The 18,016-nt window shown below is 40.2% G+C and carries 21 protein-coding genes; 18 read left to right on the top strand and 3 right to left on the bottom strand.

The window, feature by feature from the left end; all coding sequences use genetic code 11:
• The first annotated feature begins 73 nt into the window (after window positions 1-73).
• The 15 genes from Q1K78_RS01740 to Q1K78_RS01810 all read left to right on the top strand — a co-directional run bounded on the left by Q1K78_RS01740 (window position 74) and on the right by Q1K78_RS01810 (window position 10,332).
• Complete coding sequence (locus Q1K78_RS01740) at window positions 74-940, top strand: GPO family capsid scaffolding protein (protein ID WP_300173773.1); 867 nt, start codon at window positions 74-76, stop codon at window positions 938-940.
• 59 nt (window positions 941-999) lie between these two features.
• The gene (locus Q1K78_RS01745) at window positions 1,000-2,034 is read left to right on the top strand and encodes a phage major capsid protein, P2 family (RefSeq protein WP_300173775.1); all 1,035 of its coding nucleotides are present in this window, start codon (window positions 1,000-1,002) and stop codon (window positions 2,032-2,034) included.
• Between the two features lie 126 nt (window positions 2,035-2,160).
• Window positions 2,161-2,610, top strand: coding sequence for a head completion/stabilization protein (locus Q1K78_RS01750; RefSeq protein ID WP_300174013.1), 450 nt, complete (start codon window positions 2,161-2,163; stop codon window positions 2,608-2,610).
• Between the two features lie 3 nt (window positions 2,611-2,613).
• The gene (locus Q1K78_RS01755) at window positions 2,614-3,084 is read left to right on the top strand and encodes a phage tail protein (protein WP_300173777.1); all 471 of its coding nucleotides are present in this window, start codon (window positions 2,614-2,616) and stop codon (window positions 3,082-3,084) included.
• On the top strand, window positions 3,075-3,602 hold the full coding sequence (locus Q1K78_RS01760) for a phage virion morphogenesis protein (RefSeq protein WP_300173778.1): 528 nt from the start codon (window positions 3,075-3,077) through the stop codon (window positions 3,600-3,602). Before Q1K78_RS01755 ends, Q1K78_RS01760 begins: the two co-directional genes overlap by 10 nt.
• On the top strand, window positions 3,603-3,782 hold the full coding sequence (locus tag Q1K78_RS01765; protein ID WP_300173780.1) for a DUF2635 domain-containing protein: 180 nt from the start codon (window positions 3,603-3,605) through the stop codon (window positions 3,780-3,782).
• Complete coding sequence (locus tag Q1K78_RS01770; protein WP_300173782.1) at window positions 3,779-4,927, top strand: phage tail sheath subtilisin-like domain-containing protein; 1,149 nt, start codon at window positions 3,779-3,781, stop codon at window positions 4,925-4,927. The genes Q1K78_RS01765 and Q1K78_RS01770 overlap by 4 nt, the downstream gene beginning before the upstream one ends.
• 16 nt (window positions 4,928-4,943) lie before the next feature.
• Window positions 4,944-5,309 carry a phage tail tube protein gene (locus Q1K78_RS01775; protein WP_300173784.1) on the top strand — a complete coding sequence of 122 codons (366 nt, stop codon included), beginning with the start codon at window positions 4,944-4,946 and terminating at the stop codon, window positions 5,307-5,309.
• Between the two features lie 18 nt (window positions 5,310-5,327).
• Window positions 5,328-6,053, top strand: a complete 726-nt coding sequence (locus Q1K78_RS01780) for a hypothetical protein (protein WP_300173786.1) — start codon at window positions 5,328-5,330, stop codon at window positions 6,051-6,053.
• Complete coding sequence (locus Q1K78_RS01785; protein WP_300173788.1) at window positions 6,040-6,312, top strand: phage tail assembly protein; 273 nt, start codon at window positions 6,040-6,042, stop codon at window positions 6,310-6,312. Before Q1K78_RS01780 ends, Q1K78_RS01785 begins: the two co-directional genes overlap by 14 nt.
• A 44-nt stretch (window positions 6,313-6,356) precedes the next feature.
• Window positions 6,357-6,458: a GpE family phage tail protein gene (locus Q1K78_RS01790; protein ID WP_277986413.1), complete on the top strand. Its 102-nt coding sequence runs from the start codon at window positions 6,357-6,359 to the stop codon at window positions 6,456-6,458.
• Window positions 6,459-6,492: 34 nt separating this feature from the next.
• Window positions 6,493-8,511, top strand: coding sequence for a hypothetical protein (locus Q1K78_RS01795; RefSeq protein ID WP_300173799.1), 2,019 nt, complete (start codon window positions 6,493-6,495; stop codon window positions 8,509-8,511).
• A 162-nt stretch (window positions 8,512-8,673) separates the two neighbouring features.
• A complete protein-coding gene (locus Q1K78_RS01800) occupies window positions 8,674-8,916 on the top strand; it encodes a hypothetical protein (protein ID WP_300173801.1) in 243 nt (80 codons plus the stop codon).
• A gap of 1 nt (window position 8,917) precedes the next feature.
• On the top strand, window positions 8,918-9,109 hold the full coding sequence (locus Q1K78_RS01805) for a hypothetical protein (RefSeq protein WP_300173803.1): 192 nt from the start codon (window positions 8,918-8,920) through the stop codon (window positions 9,107-9,109).
• Between the two features lie 176 nt (window positions 9,110-9,285).
• The gene (locus tag Q1K78_RS01810) at window positions 9,286-10,332 is read left to right on the top strand and encodes a DNA methyltransferase (RefSeq protein ID WP_300173805.1); all 1,047 of its coding nucleotides are present in this window, start codon (window positions 9,286-9,288) and stop codon (window positions 10,330-10,332) included.
• A 249-nt stretch (window positions 10,333-10,581) separates the two neighbouring features.
• On the opposite strand, the gene Q1K78_RS01815 is transcribed toward Q1K78_RS01810, so the two are convergent.
• The 3 genes from Q1K78_RS01815 to zipA all read right to left on the bottom strand — a co-directional run bounded on the left by Q1K78_RS01815 (window position 10,582) and on the right by zipA (window position 15,255).
• Window positions 10,582-11,232, bottom strand: coding sequence for a hypothetical protein (locus Q1K78_RS01815; protein ID WP_300173807.1), 651 nt, complete (start codon window positions 11,230-11,232; stop codon window positions 10,582-10,584).
• Window positions 11,229-13,217 (bottom strand): ATP-binding domain-containing protein, encoded by a 1,989-nt coding sequence (locus Q1K78_RS01820; RefSeq protein WP_300173809.1) that lies wholly within the window; start codon window positions 13,215-13,217, stop codon window positions 11,229-11,231. Before Q1K78_RS01820 ends, Q1K78_RS01815 begins: the two co-directional genes overlap by 4 nt.
• 1,009 nt (window positions 13,218-14,226) lie before the next feature.
• On the bottom strand, window positions 14,227-15,255 hold the full coding sequence (gene zipA, locus Q1K78_RS01825; RefSeq protein ID WP_300173811.1) for a cell division protein ZipA: 1,029 nt from the start codon (window positions 15,253-15,255) through the stop codon (window positions 14,227-14,229).
• 287 nt (window positions 15,256-15,542) lie between these two features.
• Here zipA and cysZ point away from each other — a divergent pair, with 287 nt between their 5' ends.
• From cysZ to ptsH, 3 genes are all read left to right on the top strand, one after another.
• The gene (gene cysZ / locus Q1K78_RS01830) at window positions 15,543-16,295 is read left to right on the top strand and encodes a sulfate transporter CysZ (protein ID WP_300174015.1); all 753 of its coding nucleotides are present in this window, start codon (window positions 15,543-15,545) and stop codon (window positions 16,293-16,295) included.
• 137 nt (window positions 16,296-16,432) lie between these two features.
• Window positions 16,433-17,401, top strand: a complete 969-nt coding sequence (cysK, locus tag Q1K78_RS01835; protein ID WP_300173813.1) for a cysteine synthase A — start codon at window positions 16,433-16,435, stop codon at window positions 17,399-17,401.
• Between the two features lie 319 nt (window positions 17,402-17,720).
• Window positions 17,721-17,978, top strand: a complete 258-nt coding sequence (gene ptsH / locus Q1K78_RS01840; protein WP_300173815.1) for a phosphocarrier protein Hpr — start codon at window positions 17,721-17,723, stop codon at window positions 17,976-17,978.
• The last annotated feature ends 38 nt before the right edge of the window (window positions 17,979-18,016 follow it).

Below are 18,016 nucleotides of genomic sequence, written 5' to 3' on the forward strand. Positions count from 1 at the left end.
TAGAAAAACAGGTGCTTTTAAAAAGAGAGTCCATTCGCTAAATTAAAATGAGAAAACACAGGAGAGAATGTGCATGTTTCAGTCAGAGCCAATTTGTATTTTAAAAGCAGGGCCGACCATTGATGGTCGTCATACTGACCAACAAGTCATTGACGACATTGCTGATACCTACAACCCAAAACTCTACACGGCACGCATCAATGAAGATCACTGGCAATGGGGTGAAAAATTAGGCTCTGTATTGTCAGTAGAAAAGCGTGGTGATGAATTATGGGCAGTAATTAAACCCAACTCACGGTTGCTGGGTAATGTTGAACGCGATCAATTTCTACATACATCATGTGAATACATCGCTGATTTTGCAAAAACAGGCAAAGCGTATTTAACAGGCTTGGCCATGACGGACGATCCCGCCTCACTTGGTACGACGCAAGTGCATCTTTCTAGCGATAAGAACAAGGGTCAAGAAAGTGTATCAAGCGGTGCCACGGTTAGTCTTGAGTTGCTTTCGGGTAAAGAACATAGCAATCAAGAAACAAGAACATTACTAAGTAAGATTTTTGGTCTGCTTAGTGGAAATCAACCCACATCACTTTCAAAGACAGAAAGTGAAGAAGAGGAAACCGAAATGAGTAAAGAGCTTGAAGCGTTACTAACTAAAAACATTGAGCAAAACGAAGCGACCGCAACGGCATTAAGCTCATTAGCGTCTGCGGTAACTAAGCTTTCTACAGGCGGTGTAGAAGTAACGCCGCCTGTTGATGCTGCGGTAGTTCTGCCAGTTGGCGAAGTGGTGACACCAGACGCCAATGTTGAATTGTCAGCGAAGGTCGAAACCCTATCTACTCAGGTGACGGAATTGACCACTAAGTTAAGTGCAATGACTGATGAAGAGCAGCGCGGACTGGCGGGCGAAGGTGGTGAAAAAACTTGGCTGTAAGTGGTAATCGATAGGTATTGCCTGTTTTAAATATTCTTATTTTTATCGAGTGTTAATTTATGAACGAAGCAACAAGGATCCTACTGGGTGCATACACACAAGCAGTAGCCAAGCAATATGGAATAGGCGATGCAACTGAAAAATTCAGCGTAACGCCTGCGGCAACACAACGCATCATTGAACAAATTCGTGAGAACAATTGGTTTTTGAAAAAAATCAATATCATTCCTGTAAGCAATCAAAAAGGCGAAGCGTTAGGTTTGGGTGTCACTGGCATGATCGCAGGTCGTACAGATACATCAGGTGACGGTGAGCGTAAAACAAAATCGGTATTCAATTTAAAGGCAATGCCATATCTATGTGAACAAGTGGATTTTGATACACACATGCTGTATCGCCAATTGGATGCATTTGCGCACCTGAAAAACTTTAACTCAATCATCTCGAATCAAACGCGTGAGCAGATTGATGCCAACAAGATCACCATCGGCTTTTACGGTGAATCGTGCGAAGCGAACACGAATGCAATCACCAGTCCGAATGGTGAAGATGTGTGCGAAGGATGGTTCCAAGCACTTCGCAAACACAACCCAAAAGCCATGCTTAAAGAAGGTAAAACCGCCGATGAAATTCGCATCGGCGAAGGTGGTGACTTTATTAACCTTGATTTGGCGGTAATGAACGTAAGAGGCCTACTTCATGATGCATGTGAAAATGCGTCTGACGTAATCGCCATCATTGGTTCGGATTTGCTGGCTTATGAAAAAGCCAAGTTCTATGCGAAGAACGGCAATACCCCAAGCGAAAAAGCCAAAATTGAAGAAACGCAAGTGATTGGCACTTATGGCGGCCTACCCGCCGTGTCAGTACCAGGATTCCCGCCAAGCGGCATTTTGGTAACAAGCTACAAGAACCTGTCCATCTACATTCAAGAAGGTTCAATTCGTCGCTCTGTGGGCAAAAAGAACGATGCGAAAAACCGCATTGAAAACTTTGAATCCATGAACATGGCTTACGTTGTTGAGCAGTTAGATAAAGCGGCTGCAATTGAATTTGATAACGTGAAGTTATGGATTGATGGTGCATGGGTGTAACCCGCTCGCTTAATTAAACAACCCCCTCACAGGCTTGCGCTTGCGCTATCAAGAAAATGTACTGTTCGTTTCTTGTTATTCGCTACGCGCTTAGCCTGTGTTCTAAAGGAGTGTCATATGAGTCACATGGAATTTATTGGCAATAAAGATAATGCACACGAAAGCCAGTTACCTGTAACTGCGCAGTACCCTGCACTCACTGTTGCAGAGTTTCAAGCTGTGTTTCATTTTTTAAGTAATGAGACAGAGATTGGCATTTTGCATCACCTTACTCTTGCTCGATTAACGGTTCACACTGAACTTGTGGAAATAATCACTTTGCATGAAACACTTGATCATGTTTCCGTGCATTGGTTTGGTGAGTCGGCGTCAGGCGTATCGCTTTACAAGCAAGCGGTGTTCTCTCTGGCGGCAAATCGCATCATAGGAAATAAACTCAGTACGGACGCCACCGCAGAGGCGGCAGACCGACAAGAAGCACTGCAGCAAAAAGCGGACAACTGCTTGGTGCAATACCGCCAAGCAGTTGATTTACTATTGAATGGCAAAGCAACCTATACCTTTGAAATGGTGTAAAGCATGAAAGCATTACAAAGTTTAACCGACCTATTTACCCAATCCGTAACGGATGCAAAGAACGTCGAGCTGTGGGCTGAAAATGGTCAGATTGATTGTACTCAAGGATTGTATGTAGACGGGTTTGATATTGCTTACACGGTAAATATCAACATGAGTGATGTCGATATACAGCCTGAAATTTTAATGATGCACTTGGTGGTCTGGCTTAATAAATACGATGTAGACAGAGAAACTAAAGGGCTAGAGCCTCCCACCTTTGCAACTCAATGTTTAGATAACGGACATTTTGATCTTAAGTTGCAAATAGATATTAAAGAGGCTTATTCGCTAGAAGAAAGCGCGACGGGAGTATGGAAGCAAGGTGATGTTCGCCATGATTGTGTTAGTGACTTTGCTATCGCTGTTGTTGAAGATGAACTTCCGGCTCTTGAGTTTACTGGCCCTCTTGGGGATTTACCTGAATGCAGTTAACTAACCCTGAGCAATTAACCTCGATGTTCGAGAGTTTGGCGCTGAGTCCTGCACAAAAGTTCGAGCTGAATCGAAAGATGGCCAATCGCTCTCGGCAGTTCTTTCGGGCGCAAATTCGCCAACAGAGAGACATTGATAATACTCCCTATCAAGAACGAACTCGACGAACAAGAAAACAGTTAAATGATGGTGTCATTCTCTCAACAAAAAGTAATAAGAACATGTTGATGGGATTGAGTCGCGCCTTAAAGACTCGCGTAGACAGCGGATCATTTGAAGTGGGCCTAACTGGTGTTCCTGCAAAAATTGGACGCCAACATAACGAAGGTCAAACGATGTCGTTTACCACTCGACTGAATGGATTTTATGACTCAAAAACCAATCAATGGATGGGTGGTGTTAAAACCAAGAATAACTACCGAATGCCAAAACGAACGTTCATCGGCTGGACTCCCTCTCTTGAGCGAGAATTGATGGCCATGATGCGCACTGAATTAGTAATGAATATGGAGTCGTAAATGCGTGAGATAAAAATCAAACCCGCTACTAAAGGTTTGTTGGTGCGCGATCCAATTACACGCGAGCCGCTAAAGGCCGGTGGCGAAATGAAACCTCGTAATACTTATTGGTTGCGTCGAATGTTAGACGCCTCTGTTGTTGAAGTGGAAGAGAAGAAAAAAGAAGGAGCAAAATCATGAGTATCAGTTTTAACGAAGTACCAGGTAACGCTCGAGTTCCTGGTGTTTACATTGAGATTGACAACAGCTTAGCCAACAGTGCTGAGCAACAGCAGTCTGTACTTGTGATCGGTAATGCATTGGTAGCGAAAGAGGTAACAGTCCCTACCCCTGCAAATAAAGTTATCCTTTGCATGAATGAAAAAGTAGCCATTGAGCAGTTTGGTGCGGATTCTGATATTGCAAAAATGATGGCGTATCTTGATAAGCAAAAAATCACGCTGCCAATTTATGCTATCAGCGTGACCGATGCGGACTTAATGATAGCCTTAGCGTCTCTTGGTGATACGCAATACCATCACATTATCTGCGCATTGAACGATGAAACCTCCATCCGCGATCTAGGTGAGTTTTTAGAAGCTCGTTATGACGCGCTGCAAATGATACCGGCAATCGCGTATTTACCGAAAAAAGGCACGCACCCAGAATTGGTGACCTTCGGTAGTAAATCCAATTGCCCGCTTATTAGCTTTATGTCCATCAATAGTCTTGGCAATTCAGCCAATGAACCACTGAGCGACGCTGAAGCACTGGCGGCGTGGGCGGGGCAAATTGCACAGTCCCTTGCAAACGACCCGTGTCGCCCATTGCAAACCCTAACGCTTAACGGCGTGTATTCGATTGCTCCTAATGAGTTTGAATGGTCTGAGCGTAATCTGTTACTGCATGAAGGCATGAGCACTTACACGGTCACCGCTACAGGCTCCGTTCAAGTTGAGCGAGCCGTGACCGCGTACACTGAAAATGCATCGGGCGTTGCAGATGACAGTTACCTAGATGTCATGACACCTGCCACGGCTATGTACTTTCGAGAAAAGCAACGCTCATTAATTTTAAGTAAATACGGTCGTCACAAGCTTGCAAAAGATGGAACCAACTTCGCTCAAGGGCAAGCCATTGCAACGCCAAGCATGATTAAGGGTGAGTTACTCACGCTGTACAAATCACTGGAATACAAAGGCATTGTTCAGGATTTTGATGGGTACAACAAATCACTCATTGTTGTTCTCGACCAGGATAATAAAGTTCGCCTTAACTACCAGGACAGCCCTCAGTTCGTCAACGGTTTGATTATCGTGGCGGGTAAAATTCAATTTCGAAAATAACGTACTGGAGTAATTCATGAGTACAAAAATAACGAGTCGAGGCTCTTTGGATGCCGGCTCTCTTGGTCGATTGCCAACTAAAGAAGGCGGTACCATTCACTTTGGTGGACTCAAGCGAACGCCTGTTATGGGTGATAATGGCCTGCTTGGATTTACAGAAAATCACGAATCGCCACCAAGTATTAAAGTGACCATTGCGCATGCTGCAGCAACCGATGAAAAAGCCATTCAAGATTTTGCGGGTGAAAACTTAACGTACAATCTAAATAGCGGCAAGAAGTACACATTGATGGATGCATGGACAAGCGATCCTCTTGAGTTAGTCATTAAAGATGGCCAGTTGGATGTGCTGTTTGTGGGTACGGAATTAATTCCACTTTAAACCAATTAAGGGGTTGTTATGCTTACCTTGTTAAAAAAACGTCAAGACCGCGCTGCAATAAAAGCAGCGCTAATCAATCCACAAGAGCAAGAAATTCAAGAAGCAAGTGGAGAGCCTACGGTTGCATTAAGCGTATCGCAATCAGATCCTTTTGCGAACAAATCATGGGATGAAGTGCAGCGTATTCTTGAAACAGATCTAGGGTTCGTGCGCACACTTGCGGGCTTTGAAGAAAAGAACACATTCAGAAAAGAGCTGATTAAAAAATACAAAGAACAAGCGGATCACCTACTTGCTACTCGAGCAAATTTAGAAGGCATAGATCTGCTTTGGTGGTATTACATGTGGCAAGTGGATTGTGGTTTATTGGATCTTATTCACGATGATTTTAGATCTGCTATTTCGCGCGGTTTATATACGCCTAAGGGATGGAACTCAAGCGGTGAAGTAGCCTACTGCGATGTCATTTTTAAATACTCAGATAATGCATACAAAGCGAAGGTTGCATTCAATCGCACTTATTTATCACAAGCAATCATTGATATTGCTGAAGGTAAATTAGCCATTAATGCACCGCTTAAAGTAAAAATGTTTCGCCTGGCAGGTAAGTTATTAGATGAAGCCGGTGCGAAAGAAGAAGCGCTTGCTTTGTTTGAAGCGGTTATGCAAATGGATCCAAATAAAGGGGGCTGTAAAACGCGCCTGAAAGAACTAAAAGAAGAGCTAGAGCATGAGCAAGAATAAACTCGTCAAGGTAAAGCTACCAACGCCGATCATGAAAGATGGTAAAAAAATCACAACGATTGAGCTGCGAAAACCCTGCGCCGGTGATTTACGCGGATTGAAGCTTGGTGATCTGTGTCATATGGATTTTGATACCGCTTACGAAATACTTCCTCGCATCTCAACCCTAAATGAACGCGACCTGCTTGATATTGAAGTGGAAAACCTCGCGCCATTAATGGTGGAAATTGCAAATTTTTTCGTGAATACGAAACAATAATCGATCAATTTAATCAGGTAGAAGATTTTTATGCTGATCTTGCTGTGGTGTTTCATTGGGCTCCTAGTGAGATAGATAAATTTAGCATCGATGATTTGATTTTGTTTCGAGAAAAGGCGCGCGTTCGCCATCAAGGGGAGAGCTGATTGCTCTCCCTTTTTTTGTAAAAAGGAAAGTAACATGAAAATGAATTTATCTGTTGTTATGAGTATTGTAGATAAAGTCAAAGGTCCATTAAAAGGCATGACGAGTGATTCAGATCATTACGCAAAGAAGATTAACGACATAAAGAAAGCACAGTCAGATGACAGTGCAGCTCTGCACCTTATTGACTCCTATAAGGCAATAGGTAAAGAAGTCGATAAGAGTGCAATTAGTTTAAATGAAGCCAAAGACAAATTGACCGCCCTGCAAGCCAAAGAAACCTCAGCAACAAATGCAAAAAAAACGTTAAACACAGAGATTGAGAAACAAGTAAAAAGCCTGGCTAAACTTAAAGCGCATTCGGAAGCCGCAGGTGGCTCGAATAAAAAGCTAAACAAAATGATCCTTGATCAATCTAAAGCACTCAAATCATTAAGAACTGAGGCTGTGGCCGTCAATAGACCTAATGCCATTCTCACCAGTCAATTAGCTAAACAAGCAGAGAAAGTGGCAAGCCTTGCGAGAGTCAGTGGTGAGCATAGCCAACGTTTAACCCAGGTTAGCAAGGGCATGAAAAAAGCCGGTATCGATGCGAGTAAGCTCGATGATGAATTTGCTCGCCTATCGACTAACTACGACAGCCATGCACCAAAAATTGATAAGATGAGCAAGCGATACAAAAGACTTCAAGCCGTAATGACACCTCTCAACAAAGTGCAAAAATCAATAAAAATGCCATCCATTGAAATGGCACAAAATGGTGCAATGGTCGGTGGTACTGCGCTTGGCTCTATGGCGGGGTTTGGCGTTATCATCGCTGATACGGCTGCACAGGTGAATGAGTTATCAAGAGCAGCAAAAGACGTAGCAATGCCCGTTGATGCACTGCAAGCAATGCGGCTGCAAGCTAAAGGTGCTGGCGCAGAAGCGGAGGATATGGACGCTGCAATCAAGGAAATGAATCTGCGCTGGGCTGAAATGAAAACCCTAAAATCTGGTGCCATGAATGACTACTTTAAAGACACTGGCAATGGTCAGGCCTATAAAGATTTAATGAACGCTAAAGACTCAATGGGAGCTTATCAGGTATTACTTCGTGAAATTGCGAAAGAGACGGACGTATCCAAGCAGAACTTCATGGCGGATGAGTTCTTTGGGGGTGACAGTGAAAAGATGTTGTCGGTATTAAAAGCCGGTACTAATGGACTCAATAAAGCAAAGCAAGACCTCAAAGATACTGGCGGGCCAATAAGCCCAGATTCACTTACAGCGGCTAGTGAGTTTGAAGGAACATTTAAAAAACTGAGCGCAATTATCAACTCGTTAAAAATTAGCGCATTAACTCCTATCATGAAAGAGTTGTCCATTATCTTTGGTGGTTTCGCCGAAAAGATGAAGAACATGGACTGGAGAGCGGAGGCTGTTGAGGATTTAAGAAGAGTTGTGAGTGGTGTGTTTACTGCATTTAAAGCAATGGGAGGTGCTATTTTATTTCTGAGCAATAACTTTTCTGAAATCGTGGCCACAATCGCTCTTGTGAAAATAGCCTTTTTTGCGCTGAATGCGGTCATGTTTGCCAACCCTATCGGTTTGATTGTGGCAGCAGTCATGGCAGCAGGTGTTGCAATCCTTTACCTGATTAGTAAATTTACCGACCTTGGCTCTGTCATGAGTGGTATTGGTAGCTTTTTTGGTTTTGGCGATGAGGATGATGAATCCATCAAAAAGGTGGATGAAATGACCACCAAAATTGGCAATTTAAAAGATAAGAGCATAGAGCTCGGCGTCATTACCAATGAAACGGCGAACAAAAACACGAATAAACGTGAGAGTTCAATGAGCGATAATGGTAAATATAACCCAAGTCCTGGACAAATAAATTCAAGCGTAAGACCTATGCAGCAAATGACACCATTAACGACCCAAAATATCCGAAGTCAATCGGAAGTGGCGTTGACGATCAAGTCAGAAAAACCAGTCACTGTTGATAAGGTAAGTAGTGATAAAGGGACTAATTTGAGTATTGATGTTGGTAATATGATGATGAGTTATTAATGGAAATTAAAACAAGACAGCCCTAACGTTGAACCAAAGGCGAGTCTTATTTTTGGGTAAAACTAAAGAGTGCGTTCAAGACCTCTTTTTGATAAAACACGACTCGCTGTGATTGGTGTGCAGAGCTACTGTCATTGCACACCAATTAACAAGGCAAAAGCCATGACAACCCAAATAATAAAAGAAAAAATAAGCCACGCCACCGAGTTGGCCAATCAGTTACGCAAGGTAATTTTTGAGATAAACAGCGCCGCTTGTGAAGAAATGACCCACAAAGAAAAAGAAAGCCTATCCGCAACTGAAGAAATGTTACTCAGTGAAATGATAGCCCCAAGCATTCGCACTGCCTCAGAGTTACATGGTCGCCTTACTTGCCTAGATAACATTTACAATGGAGATGCATAACATGCTACCGATTAAGAAAGGCCAAGAAGCCACGGTTGAACACATTATATTAGCCGCCTCTCGTTACCCAATAACCCCTGAAAATATCACGCTTCCCAATCAAAGCCGCAGTCATATAACCCTTATCTTTGAGCAACTCGCTTTTTTTGGTTATCTTCAACAATTAGATAATGGCGAATATACTCGCGCATAAATGCACCTGTATGGATATACAGCTTCATTTTAAGTTGATATAATCATTCCAGTTTTTATGCCTTGAGTACCTGAGACCCAGATTAATATTTGGAGAGGAAGCATATCAACCCACTCAGCCACTTCATGTGGCTGCGTTTCTTTGCATTCAAGGCTCTTATTTAATTGGAGTAACAAATGCACACTACCACCCTGCATAACGGACAACTGCAACTTATTCATGCTGACTGCCTGCATTACCTTAAAACCTTACCTGATAATTCTATTGATTTAATTTTGACTGACCCGCCTTATTTCCAAGTGAAGAAAAACGCATGGGATAACCAATGGCCAAACGTCGAAACTTTTCTGGCGTGGCTTGATGAGGTATTGGTTGAGTTCTGGCGCGTATTGAAACCCTCTGGCAATTTATACCTGTTCTGTGGTTCAAAGTTAGCGGCAGATACGGAATTACTTATCCGTGCGCGGTTTGATGTATTTAATCATATCGTATGGGCGAAACCCTCTGGCGTATGGCGACGAGCACGCAAGCCACACTTACGTTCGTTCTTTCCGGCAACTGAGCGCGTCATCTTTGCAGGGCATTATGATTCAGAAGGGTTTGCGAAAGGATGCAGCCAGTACGCCACGAAATGTACGGAATTAAAGAAGACCGTGTTTAAACCGCTAATGGATTACTTCAAGAACGCGAAAGACGCACTTAATATTTCAGCAAAAGAAATCAACCAAGCCACCGGCACACAAATGTGCTCGCATTGGTTCTCGTTAAGTCAGTGGAAACTTCCAACAGAAACACAATACAAACAACTGCAAGAACTGTTCGCATCAAAGAGTGGTCAACTATCCAAAACGCACGCTGAGCTCACTAACGAATACCAAGCATTGCACAGTGAATACGGAAACCTCGTAAAAGAATACGATGAACTAAAAGCAGAATATGAAAGCCTGAGAAGACCTTTTTATGTGACTGATGAAGTGCCTTATACCGATGTGTGGACGTTTGCACCCGTTCAATATTACCAAGGAAAACACCCCTGTGAAAAACCTGCGGATTTACTCGAGCATGTTATCTCAAGCAGCAGTCGAGAAGGTGCAGTGGTACTTGATGCATTTATGGGCTCAGGTTCAACGGGTAAGGCGTGCTTGACGCTAAATAGAAAATTCATTGGAATAGAGATGGAAGAAGAGACTTATAGTGCAACAGTAAACAAACTCAACAATTAACCGTTAAAACAAAAAAAACACTCGGCAGACTAAAAATGCCGAGTGTAATTAAGTAGGTTAAATGCAATATATCAATCTTATTTAACTCGTATTTGGACAAAAACACATCAGTGACTTTGCTAAATTAGCAATTCATTAATAATTTTCTGTAAGGCATTCTACTCATGCAATATATATCTGATTAAAGTGCAAGACCTATATCTAACATCAATAAAAAAGGGCCACAGGAGCTCTATATTACATATGATGTCATAAGCGTTCTAAGAGATATTTTTTGGGTGTTACTTTATCTGCAAGTGAGATTAGACAATCCACGCCAGCAATTTTGTCGTAGCCTATTTTTAATGAAGAATTGTTTTTGTAAAAAATATCAAAATGGTATCTTGGGTGAACATCTCCGTTAGCATGATTTTCATCATCATCAAAACGAAAGTAACCATGATCCTCAGAAATCAAAGCAGCAAATGTATCATAATATGCTGTTGCCTCAGAGAACGATACATTGAAGTTATCGTGTAAAGACATAATAACTTCTTCATGCGAATGCAAATTACCATGAGTAGTAATAATTGCGTTCCGCATAATAGATATAAACTTCCCACTAACCGGTTGTTCAAGCAAGTCACAGTTAAATGACATATTTCCATTCTCAACTATGACTTGAAAAGGAATAGACATAGAGAAGTAGCCGTCATCTTTTTTCACTAAGAAACGATGAAAGTCATTAGTAAAAACAGCAATATCGAAATTATCTTTATTAGCACCTTCGCTATGATCTGGACATGAGTTTATAATTTCAGCCAGTTGTAAAATATTAGACAAGTTATCTAATGAATTCCTAACGGCTTGAAAGCCAGACATGTAGTGCCCTGGAATACTATGATAATAAAAAGCACTCATAGTTGTTCATTCCTCTTATACTCAAGTACCATTATTTCATTGAAGTAGCTTTCTTCGAACTCAATGTCATACATCATATCACCAACTCTGTGTACTAGTTTGGCTGTCAAGCGTGGTGAAGCATCCTTTGAGTCGCAGTATTCACGAATTCTTTCTTCGATAGTTGGGCCTTCATCCCATACAATCATATCATTCTGATTTGCTATCTCTTCTTCTGATGGAATTCTTAATTCCATATAGCCATTTTCTTTGAGGCAGCTTAAACCATTTTCAAGGTTGGTTAGTAAAGATGTGTCAGTACTAGAGCCTAAGATTAGGTGGCTTTCTAAAAATGAACGAGCCATCATCGTGTACAAGCCGTTTCTAAAAGAGGCGTTTTTATTTAGATCTTTTGCAAAACAAATTACAAATGGGAACTCTAAACCTTTAGCATTATTTATATTGGAAATGAAAAATTTATCATTATCGCTAGTCTTAGTGTCGTGCGAAATGTTTACATCCCAACCTAATTTCTCATGAACTTTACGAGCAAGCACTGGAATGACATCATAAATATAATTACGTTTATCTAGGAATAATACAGCGATATCACCCGCTGAAATACTCTCATGCTTAGATTTAATATTTTCTACCACTTCGAATATTGAATCTGCGATGGTCTTAGATTCATCAATAACAGAGATAAAAGTTGATTTGTAATCGTCGGGAATATCCTCAAAACGCCTCAATGGATCTCTTGATACTCTAACTTTACCGTCAACCTCAGAATAGTTATAACCACAAGCATCCCATTCATTTGGTTTTAACCAACGTAATACAGGATCTTCATATAGTCCCATTCCAAGCGCATGTGAAATCATCAAATTACTAGGGTCTGTTCGATAGCATTTCTTTAGTACAAGATCTGCATGGCTCACCGTTTCGTCTATAGGTCTAAAGATATTTTGGAACACGTCGCCTGCAACAAAAACCTTCTTACTTGTTACCAACTCACATAACTCGATAAAACTTTCACCGAAGTCTTGGCTTTCATCTATAAAAACATAGTCATAGATGAATTGGTCGTCACCTGTTAGTGATTGATTTTTTATCTCGTTGATAGCTTTACTACATAACGAGTCGAAAGAGCCTGATGAAAGTGTACCAAATGGAATCTGGTATTTATAACAGATGTATCTGTACATACCTGAATACGGTATTCTACCGCTACCCCATGAGTGGAAACAAAATAGTTTATTGTCCCAATCAATTTGGCGTTCAACTTTCATGAAGTCAAAGAATGTCGGAATACGGTTCTTCATGCTAGAAGATAAAATCTTGTTGTAACATGTAAACGCTATTCTAGCTTCTTGGTCACTAGAGTAGATTTCTTTGAGCTTATGAAGCAGCAATTCAGTTTTTCCTGATCCTGCTAGCCCTTGTATTACGAATTTTTTATTAGATCCAGACTTAAAAACGAAACTGGTTTGGTCTGTATCGAATAGAACTATTTTTGATTTGATCATGTCTAGTAGACTTTCTGCTTCTAGATTTATCTTAGAAACATCATTAATACTACCGATAACTAAAGATATGATAAGGTCAGCTACTCGTTTCTCTGTTGGCTTTGTTAGCTTTAGAGACTCTAAATCCAATTCATCAGATGTAACTTGAGTGAATAGGTCATTCCAGTGCTTTTTTCGTCCAATTTTTTTACGATATTGAAATTTTTCAGATAAGAAGGAAACATCATCAAAAAAATCTTCAATATAATCTTCAAATCCATATTCATTATTCGCGGTATCAATAAAACAAGGCTTTGAACCTGCTGCGAAGACCACAAACGCACCTTCATAATCGTAGGTTGAGTCTTCCTTTGATAACGGTTTATTTAAAACGTAAACTTGTTTTTTGTTAGTTTCCGCGTAGCTTTCAATACGTTCTTTTAGGCCGGAAGACTCCGCGAGCGCTTGTGACTCGGGGGTAAAAAAGCAATATTCGGACATTAAAGTACCTCTGATATTCAAGTGTTAAGTATAAACGACTAATGATAACAGTATCTTAGGCTGTTAGTTGAATTTACTCCATGATTAAAGACACAAAAAACAACCAATTCGGATAACTTTTCGTAGGGTAAACCCGCATCAAGTAGGATATGAATGCGTTTTTGCTCTGAATGATTGTGGGATAAAAACAATTTACAACAAAAAAAAGCCCGCTAATCCTAGCGGGCTTTTTTCGTTCTGCATAACTATGCAATTGTATGGCAGGGGTGGAGAGATTCGAACTCCCAACACGCGGATTTGGAAACCGAAAATGTGAAGACTCAGCTTGCGCACCTAAAAAACAATGCGGGACTAATATTAAATTTGATTGAAATCGCTTGGATATCAGGGTAAGCACATGAGTAGATTTTTTGTGAAAAAAACAAGTTTGAAATGTAGTCGTAAGTTAAGTTAGGCTATTATTATAGTCAATGTTTGGTTGAATGATAACCACCTAATTCGTCATTAAACATTATCATTGATTAACGTAATGTAACCATTAACAGGATGATAGTTCATGCGTTTGTCCAAGCCTAGATATGGTATTTAGTAAGTTTACGAGATCCATTAAGAATCATTAAAACTAAGCTCTTACCATCGATAATATCTTTTAAGTTACCCGCTCTTAACTGATATTGTTCGATTAAGGTTCATAATGTTGCTACGTCATTATCTAGATTATCAATGCGAATATTAAATTCAGCAAACTCATCTGCGTTATCTTCCCATCACTCAATTGATATTTATCATATATCAATTAGTAGCTTGTAAATGACGAGTCCACAAGATGTCAATTTCGTTAAAATAAAAAGCCACACACATAATCAGTGAGTGGCTTTCGTATTGATTTCTAACGGTATGTGGTCAATTTGTGGCGAAGATTAATTTAAATAATATTAAAAACAATAAGTTAAGTGAAAACTAAAGACCCACAAGGAGCCTTTCTCAATTAACTATAATAATAAACGATCTATTTACGGCAAAACACTTTTGCACGTCGTTTATATTCATCTATCTTATTTGGGGTCAGCATATCTCGTTTTTCATCCAAGATATTACCACCAAGCTCTGAACTCACTAACTGAGCCGTTTGCAGCATTAGCTTAAAGTTATACTCAGCATCTCCGTAACAAGGAAGTGGTAAGAATAGTGAAATACCTGGAGTCGAAAACACTTCCCCCTCTTGAACTTGAAAATGCCCCGGAGCAACCATATTTGCCGCACTAAATAATACTTTACCGCTACCTGATAAATCTGAATGACGATGGTAAATCGCCATATCACCAAACACCAAGCCATTTTGCTCTAAGCTATTAAATAAACGATTACCACTGAAACGTTCACTCCCCATACCATGAACGTTAATGACAATAACGTCTTCTTCTGGTTCAGGCTCTGATTCTACAATGGGTTCAACTACTGACTCTACTGTTACTATTGGCTCTACTGTTACTATTGGCTCTACTGTTACTATTGGAACGTCAGCATCTACTTTTGGAACATCTACTTTTGGTTCGATAACTTTATTAGAAACAGGCTTTGTTGAAATAACATCACCATCATCAATGGCTGAGAATGAAATAGATGATTCTTCTTTAAATGCTGAATCATTGTTAAGTGCAGGTTCATTCACCGTCTCTTCATTGATTTGTACAGTCGGCACTTCAATAGATGGAGAATTAACCGGCACCACAGATTCTCGCGCTCTCTCTTGACTATCGTAATCCAAAAGAGGGTCATTTGAAAAAGCAGGCTCTTCACGAGTAAATGCAGGCTCCTTTCTCTCTTTGGGTGCATCAAACTCTGTCTTTGATTGGGAAAAACCACGTTCTGGGGCAGGTTGATCTTCATCTTCATCTTCATCAGCATCAAAATCTATATCTATTTTCTTCCCAAATTTTGAGCTTGTTTCTTTTCGACTTGTCCACAAGCCATGAAACAATAACGCCGCAATGGCTAATGCCCCAACAAGTATCAACACTAATCGCAATTCTTGCATCGCTAACTCTCTGCTCTTCTGCTTTATTGAACTCCCCCTTTTCTTGTAAAAATACAAGGGAAGTTTACCTCAACTACTATGAAGGTAGTTTAACTATTAACGCTAATCTACCACTACTTATTGGTAATGTACCAAATTATAGCCCTATTGTTGAATAACAAAATGAAAGTGGTGACATAAATCTTACATTTGAACAATTTATCCCCCCTTTATTTACGTTAATGTCATTTCTTTGTGCTGATTTTTGAGTATAGTGAATGCATGATACACAACCGCAATTAATCATTATGAATTCATTTAAGCAAACTCACTCAGGTGTTCAATATTTTTTAAAAGGCATTTCCCTAGCTATGACACCAGGGATACGTCGCTTTGTTTTTATTCCTCTTTTAATAAACATCCTTTTATTAGGTGGCTCATTCTTTTATCTTTTTAATCAAATAGGTGAGTGGATTGAACAAATATTGTCTCAAATACCAAGTTGGTTAGATTGGCTTTCTTATCTATTATGGCCATTAATTGTCATTAGTATTCTTGCTGTATTTTCTTATTTTTTCAGCACTATCGCCAACTGGATAGCTGCGCCATTCAATGGGTTATTAGCTGAGCATTTAGAAGCGAAATTAACAAATCAACCCGCACCTGATGGTGGGATCATTGACGCATTAAAAGATTTCCCACGGATCTTCAAACGTGAATGGCAGAAACTAAAATATTACCTTCCAAAAGCATTAGGGTTGTTCATTTTATTTTTTATTCCTGCAATAGGTCAAAGTATCGCTCCTATTTTGTGGTTTTTATTTACTGCTTGGATGATGGCGATTCAATATTGTGATTATCCGTTTGATAACCACAAAGTACCTTTTGAAACCATGCGAGATGAGTTAAAAAACAAACGAGGTAAATGCCTATCGTTTGGTTCATTAGTCACCGTCTTTACTATGACACCAATTTTAAACCTATTTGTTATGCCTATCGCAGTTTGTGGAGCCACTGCTATGTGGGTCGATATTTATCGTGATACACATGCAAACCGTTAATCCATAACTTATAACCTTTTGATCCTTTCTCATTTAAGAAACTCTTCGTATTCTAAGTAGGTCGAGTTGCTCAAATGAGTCACCAAAAAATTTACTCCATATTGAATCACGCGTTACGTGAAATGAAGGAACAGATCATGACAAAGATTTACGAAGACAATACTCAAACGATTGGTAACACTCCTCTTGTACGCCTTAACCGTGTAAGTAACGGCAACGTATTAGCCAAAATAGAAGCGCGTAACCCAAGCTTCAGTGTGAAGTGTCGCATTGGTGCAAACATGGTTTGGGAAGCAGAGAAAGCAGGTACACTAAAAGAAGGTATTGAGCTGGTAGAGCCTACTTCTGGTAATACTGGTATTTCACTTGCTTTTGTTGCTGCCGCCCGAGGTTACAAATTAACGTTAACCATGCCTGCCTCTATGAGTTTAGAGCGTCGTAAACTACTTAAAGCGCTTGGGGCAAACCTTATTCTTACTGAAGCGGCAAAAGGCATGGGCGGCGCTATTGCTAAAGCGGAAGAAATTGTTGCTAGCGACCCTAGTAAATACTTACTTCTTCAGCAATTCAATAACCCGGCAAACCCAGCAGTTCATGAGAAAACAACAGGTCCTGAAATTTGGGAAGCGACCGACGGTAATATTGATGTATTTGTTGCTGGTGTCGGTACCGGTGGTACATTAACGGGTACAAGTCGTTATTTGAAGCACACTAAAAACAAAGCCGTTTTATCTGTTGCAGTTGAGCCCGCAGAATCTCCAGTCATTACCCAAGCGCTTGCTGGACAAGATCTAAAACCATCACCACACAAAATCCAAGGTATTGGCGCTGGGTTTATTCCTGGTAACTTAGATCTAACTCTGATCGACCGTGTTGAGGCTGTAAACTCTGAAGATGCAATTGCTATGACTCGTCGCTTAATGGAAGAAGAAGGTATTTTAGCGGGTATCTCTTCTGGCGCTGCTGTTGTTGCGGCAAACCGTATTGCTGAACTTCCTGAATTTGCAGATAAGCAAATTGTCGTCATATTACCAAGCTCAGGCGAGCGCTACCTAAGCACTGCACTCTTTGCTGGTTTATTTACAGAACAAGAAAACGAACAATAAATCTGCAATATTCATGTGTTCAAATCAATTTTTACGCCAAAAAAGCCCCTTATGGGGTTTTTTTGTTGATTTCATTTCCCTCCTTAGTAATAATCAAGCCTCTTTAATTTTAGGTGTAAAATAATTACAATCCAATATAATATATCAATATTGGACCACCTTAATATTACAGAATAAGACAGTATGTATAAATTACTGCCGTTAACTTATTTACACTAAGGCGCATTGTTTCTGAAGCAATGATGTGCGAAAGTACAGTCATAAACAGAATTGGTTAACGACATTAATTCAACATAAAATATAAATCGGGGTATACACAATGTATTCACAAGACGTAGTAATCACTGCAGAAAACGGCCTTCACACTCGTCCAGCGGCTCAGTTCGTTAAAGAAGCGAAAGGTTTTGATGCAAAAATCACTGTTACTTCTAATGGTAAAAGTGCAAGTGCTACTAGCCTTTTTAAACTACAAACTTTAGGTCTAACTAAAGGTACTAACGTAACTATCTCTGCTGAAGGCACTCAAGAGAAAGAAGCAGTAGACCACCTAGTTAAACTAATGGACGAGCTGCATTAATCAGCTTTTTCTTTAATTATTCTCATTCTCTAATTTGA

Origin of the sequence: uncultured Aliivibrio sp. (assembly GCF_946479765.1) — a bacterium.
In the GTDB taxonomy this organism is placed as follows: Bacteria; Pseudomonadota; Gammaproteobacteria; order Enterobacterales; family Vibrionaceae; genus Aliivibrio.

Coding starts and splice junctions, on each gene's coding strand:
- Q1K78_RS01740 (WP_300173773.1), top strand. CDS start 74: ATGTTTCAGTCAGAGCCAATTTGTATTTTAAAAGCAGGGCCGACCATT.
- Q1K78_RS01745 (WP_300173775.1), top strand. CDS start 1,000: ATGAACGAAGCAACAAGGATCCTACTGGGTGCATACACACAAGCAGTA.
- Q1K78_RS01750 (WP_300174013.1), top strand. CDS start 2,161: ATGGAATTTATTGGCAATAAAGATAATGCACACGAAAGCCAGTTACCT.
- Q1K78_RS01755 (WP_300173777.1), top strand. CDS start 2,614: ATGAAAGCATTACAAAGTTTAACCGACCTATTTACCCAATCCGTAACG.
- Q1K78_RS01760 (WP_300173778.1), top strand. CDS start 3,075: ATGCAGTTAACTAACCCTGAGCAATTAACCTCGATGTTCGAGAGTTTG.
- Q1K78_RS01765 (WP_300173780.1), top strand. CDS start 3,603: ATGCGTGAGATAAAAATCAAACCCGCTACTAAAGGTTTGTTGGTGCGC.
- Q1K78_RS01770 (WP_300173782.1), top strand. CDS start 3,779: ATGAGTATCAGTTTTAACGAAGTACCAGGTAACGCTCGAGTTCCTGGT.
- Q1K78_RS01775 (WP_300173784.1), top strand. CDS start 4,944: ATGAGTACAAAAATAACGAGTCGAGGCTCTTTGGATGCCGGCTCTCTT.
- Q1K78_RS01780 (WP_300173786.1), top strand. CDS start 5,328: ATGCTTACCTTGTTAAAAAAACGTCAAGACCGCGCTGCAATAAAAGCA.
- Q1K78_RS01785 (WP_300173788.1), top strand. CDS start 6,040: ATGAGCAAGAATAAACTCGTCAAGGTAAAGCTACCAACGCCGATCATG.
- Q1K78_RS01795 (WP_300173799.1), top strand. CDS start 6,493: ATGAAAATGAATTTATCTGTTGTTATGAGTATTGTAGATAAAGTCAAA.
- Q1K78_RS01800 (WP_300173801.1), top strand. CDS start 8,674: ATGACAACCCAAATAATAAAAGAAAAAATAAGCCACGCCACCGAGTTG.
- Q1K78_RS01805 (WP_300173803.1), top strand. CDS start 8,918: ATGCTACCGATTAAGAAAGGCCAAGAAGCCACGGTTGAACACATTATA.
- Q1K78_RS01810 (WP_300173805.1), top strand. CDS start 9,286: ATGCACACTACCACCCTGCATAACGGACAACTGCAACTTATTCATGCT.
- Q1K78_RS01815 (WP_300173807.1), bottom strand. CDS start 11,232: ATGAGTGCTTTTTATTATCATAGTATTCCAGGGCACTACATGTCTGGC.
- Q1K78_RS01820 (WP_300173809.1), bottom strand. CDS start 13,217: ATGTCCGAATATTGCTTTTTTACCCCCGAGTCACAAGCGCTCGCGGAG.
- zipA (WP_300173811.1), bottom strand. CDS start 15,255: ATGCAAGAATTGCGATTAGTGTTGATACTTGTTGGGGCATTAGCCATT.
- cysZ (WP_300174015.1), top strand. CDS start 15,543: ATGAATTCATTTAAGCAAACTCACTCAGGTGTTCAATATTTTTTAAAA.
- cysK (WP_300173813.1), top strand. CDS start 16,433: ATGACAAAGATTTACGAAGACAATACTCAAACGATTGGTAACACTCCT.
- ptsH (WP_300173815.1), top strand. CDS start 17,721: ATGTATTCACAAGACGTAGTAATCACTGCAGAAAACGGCCTTCACACT.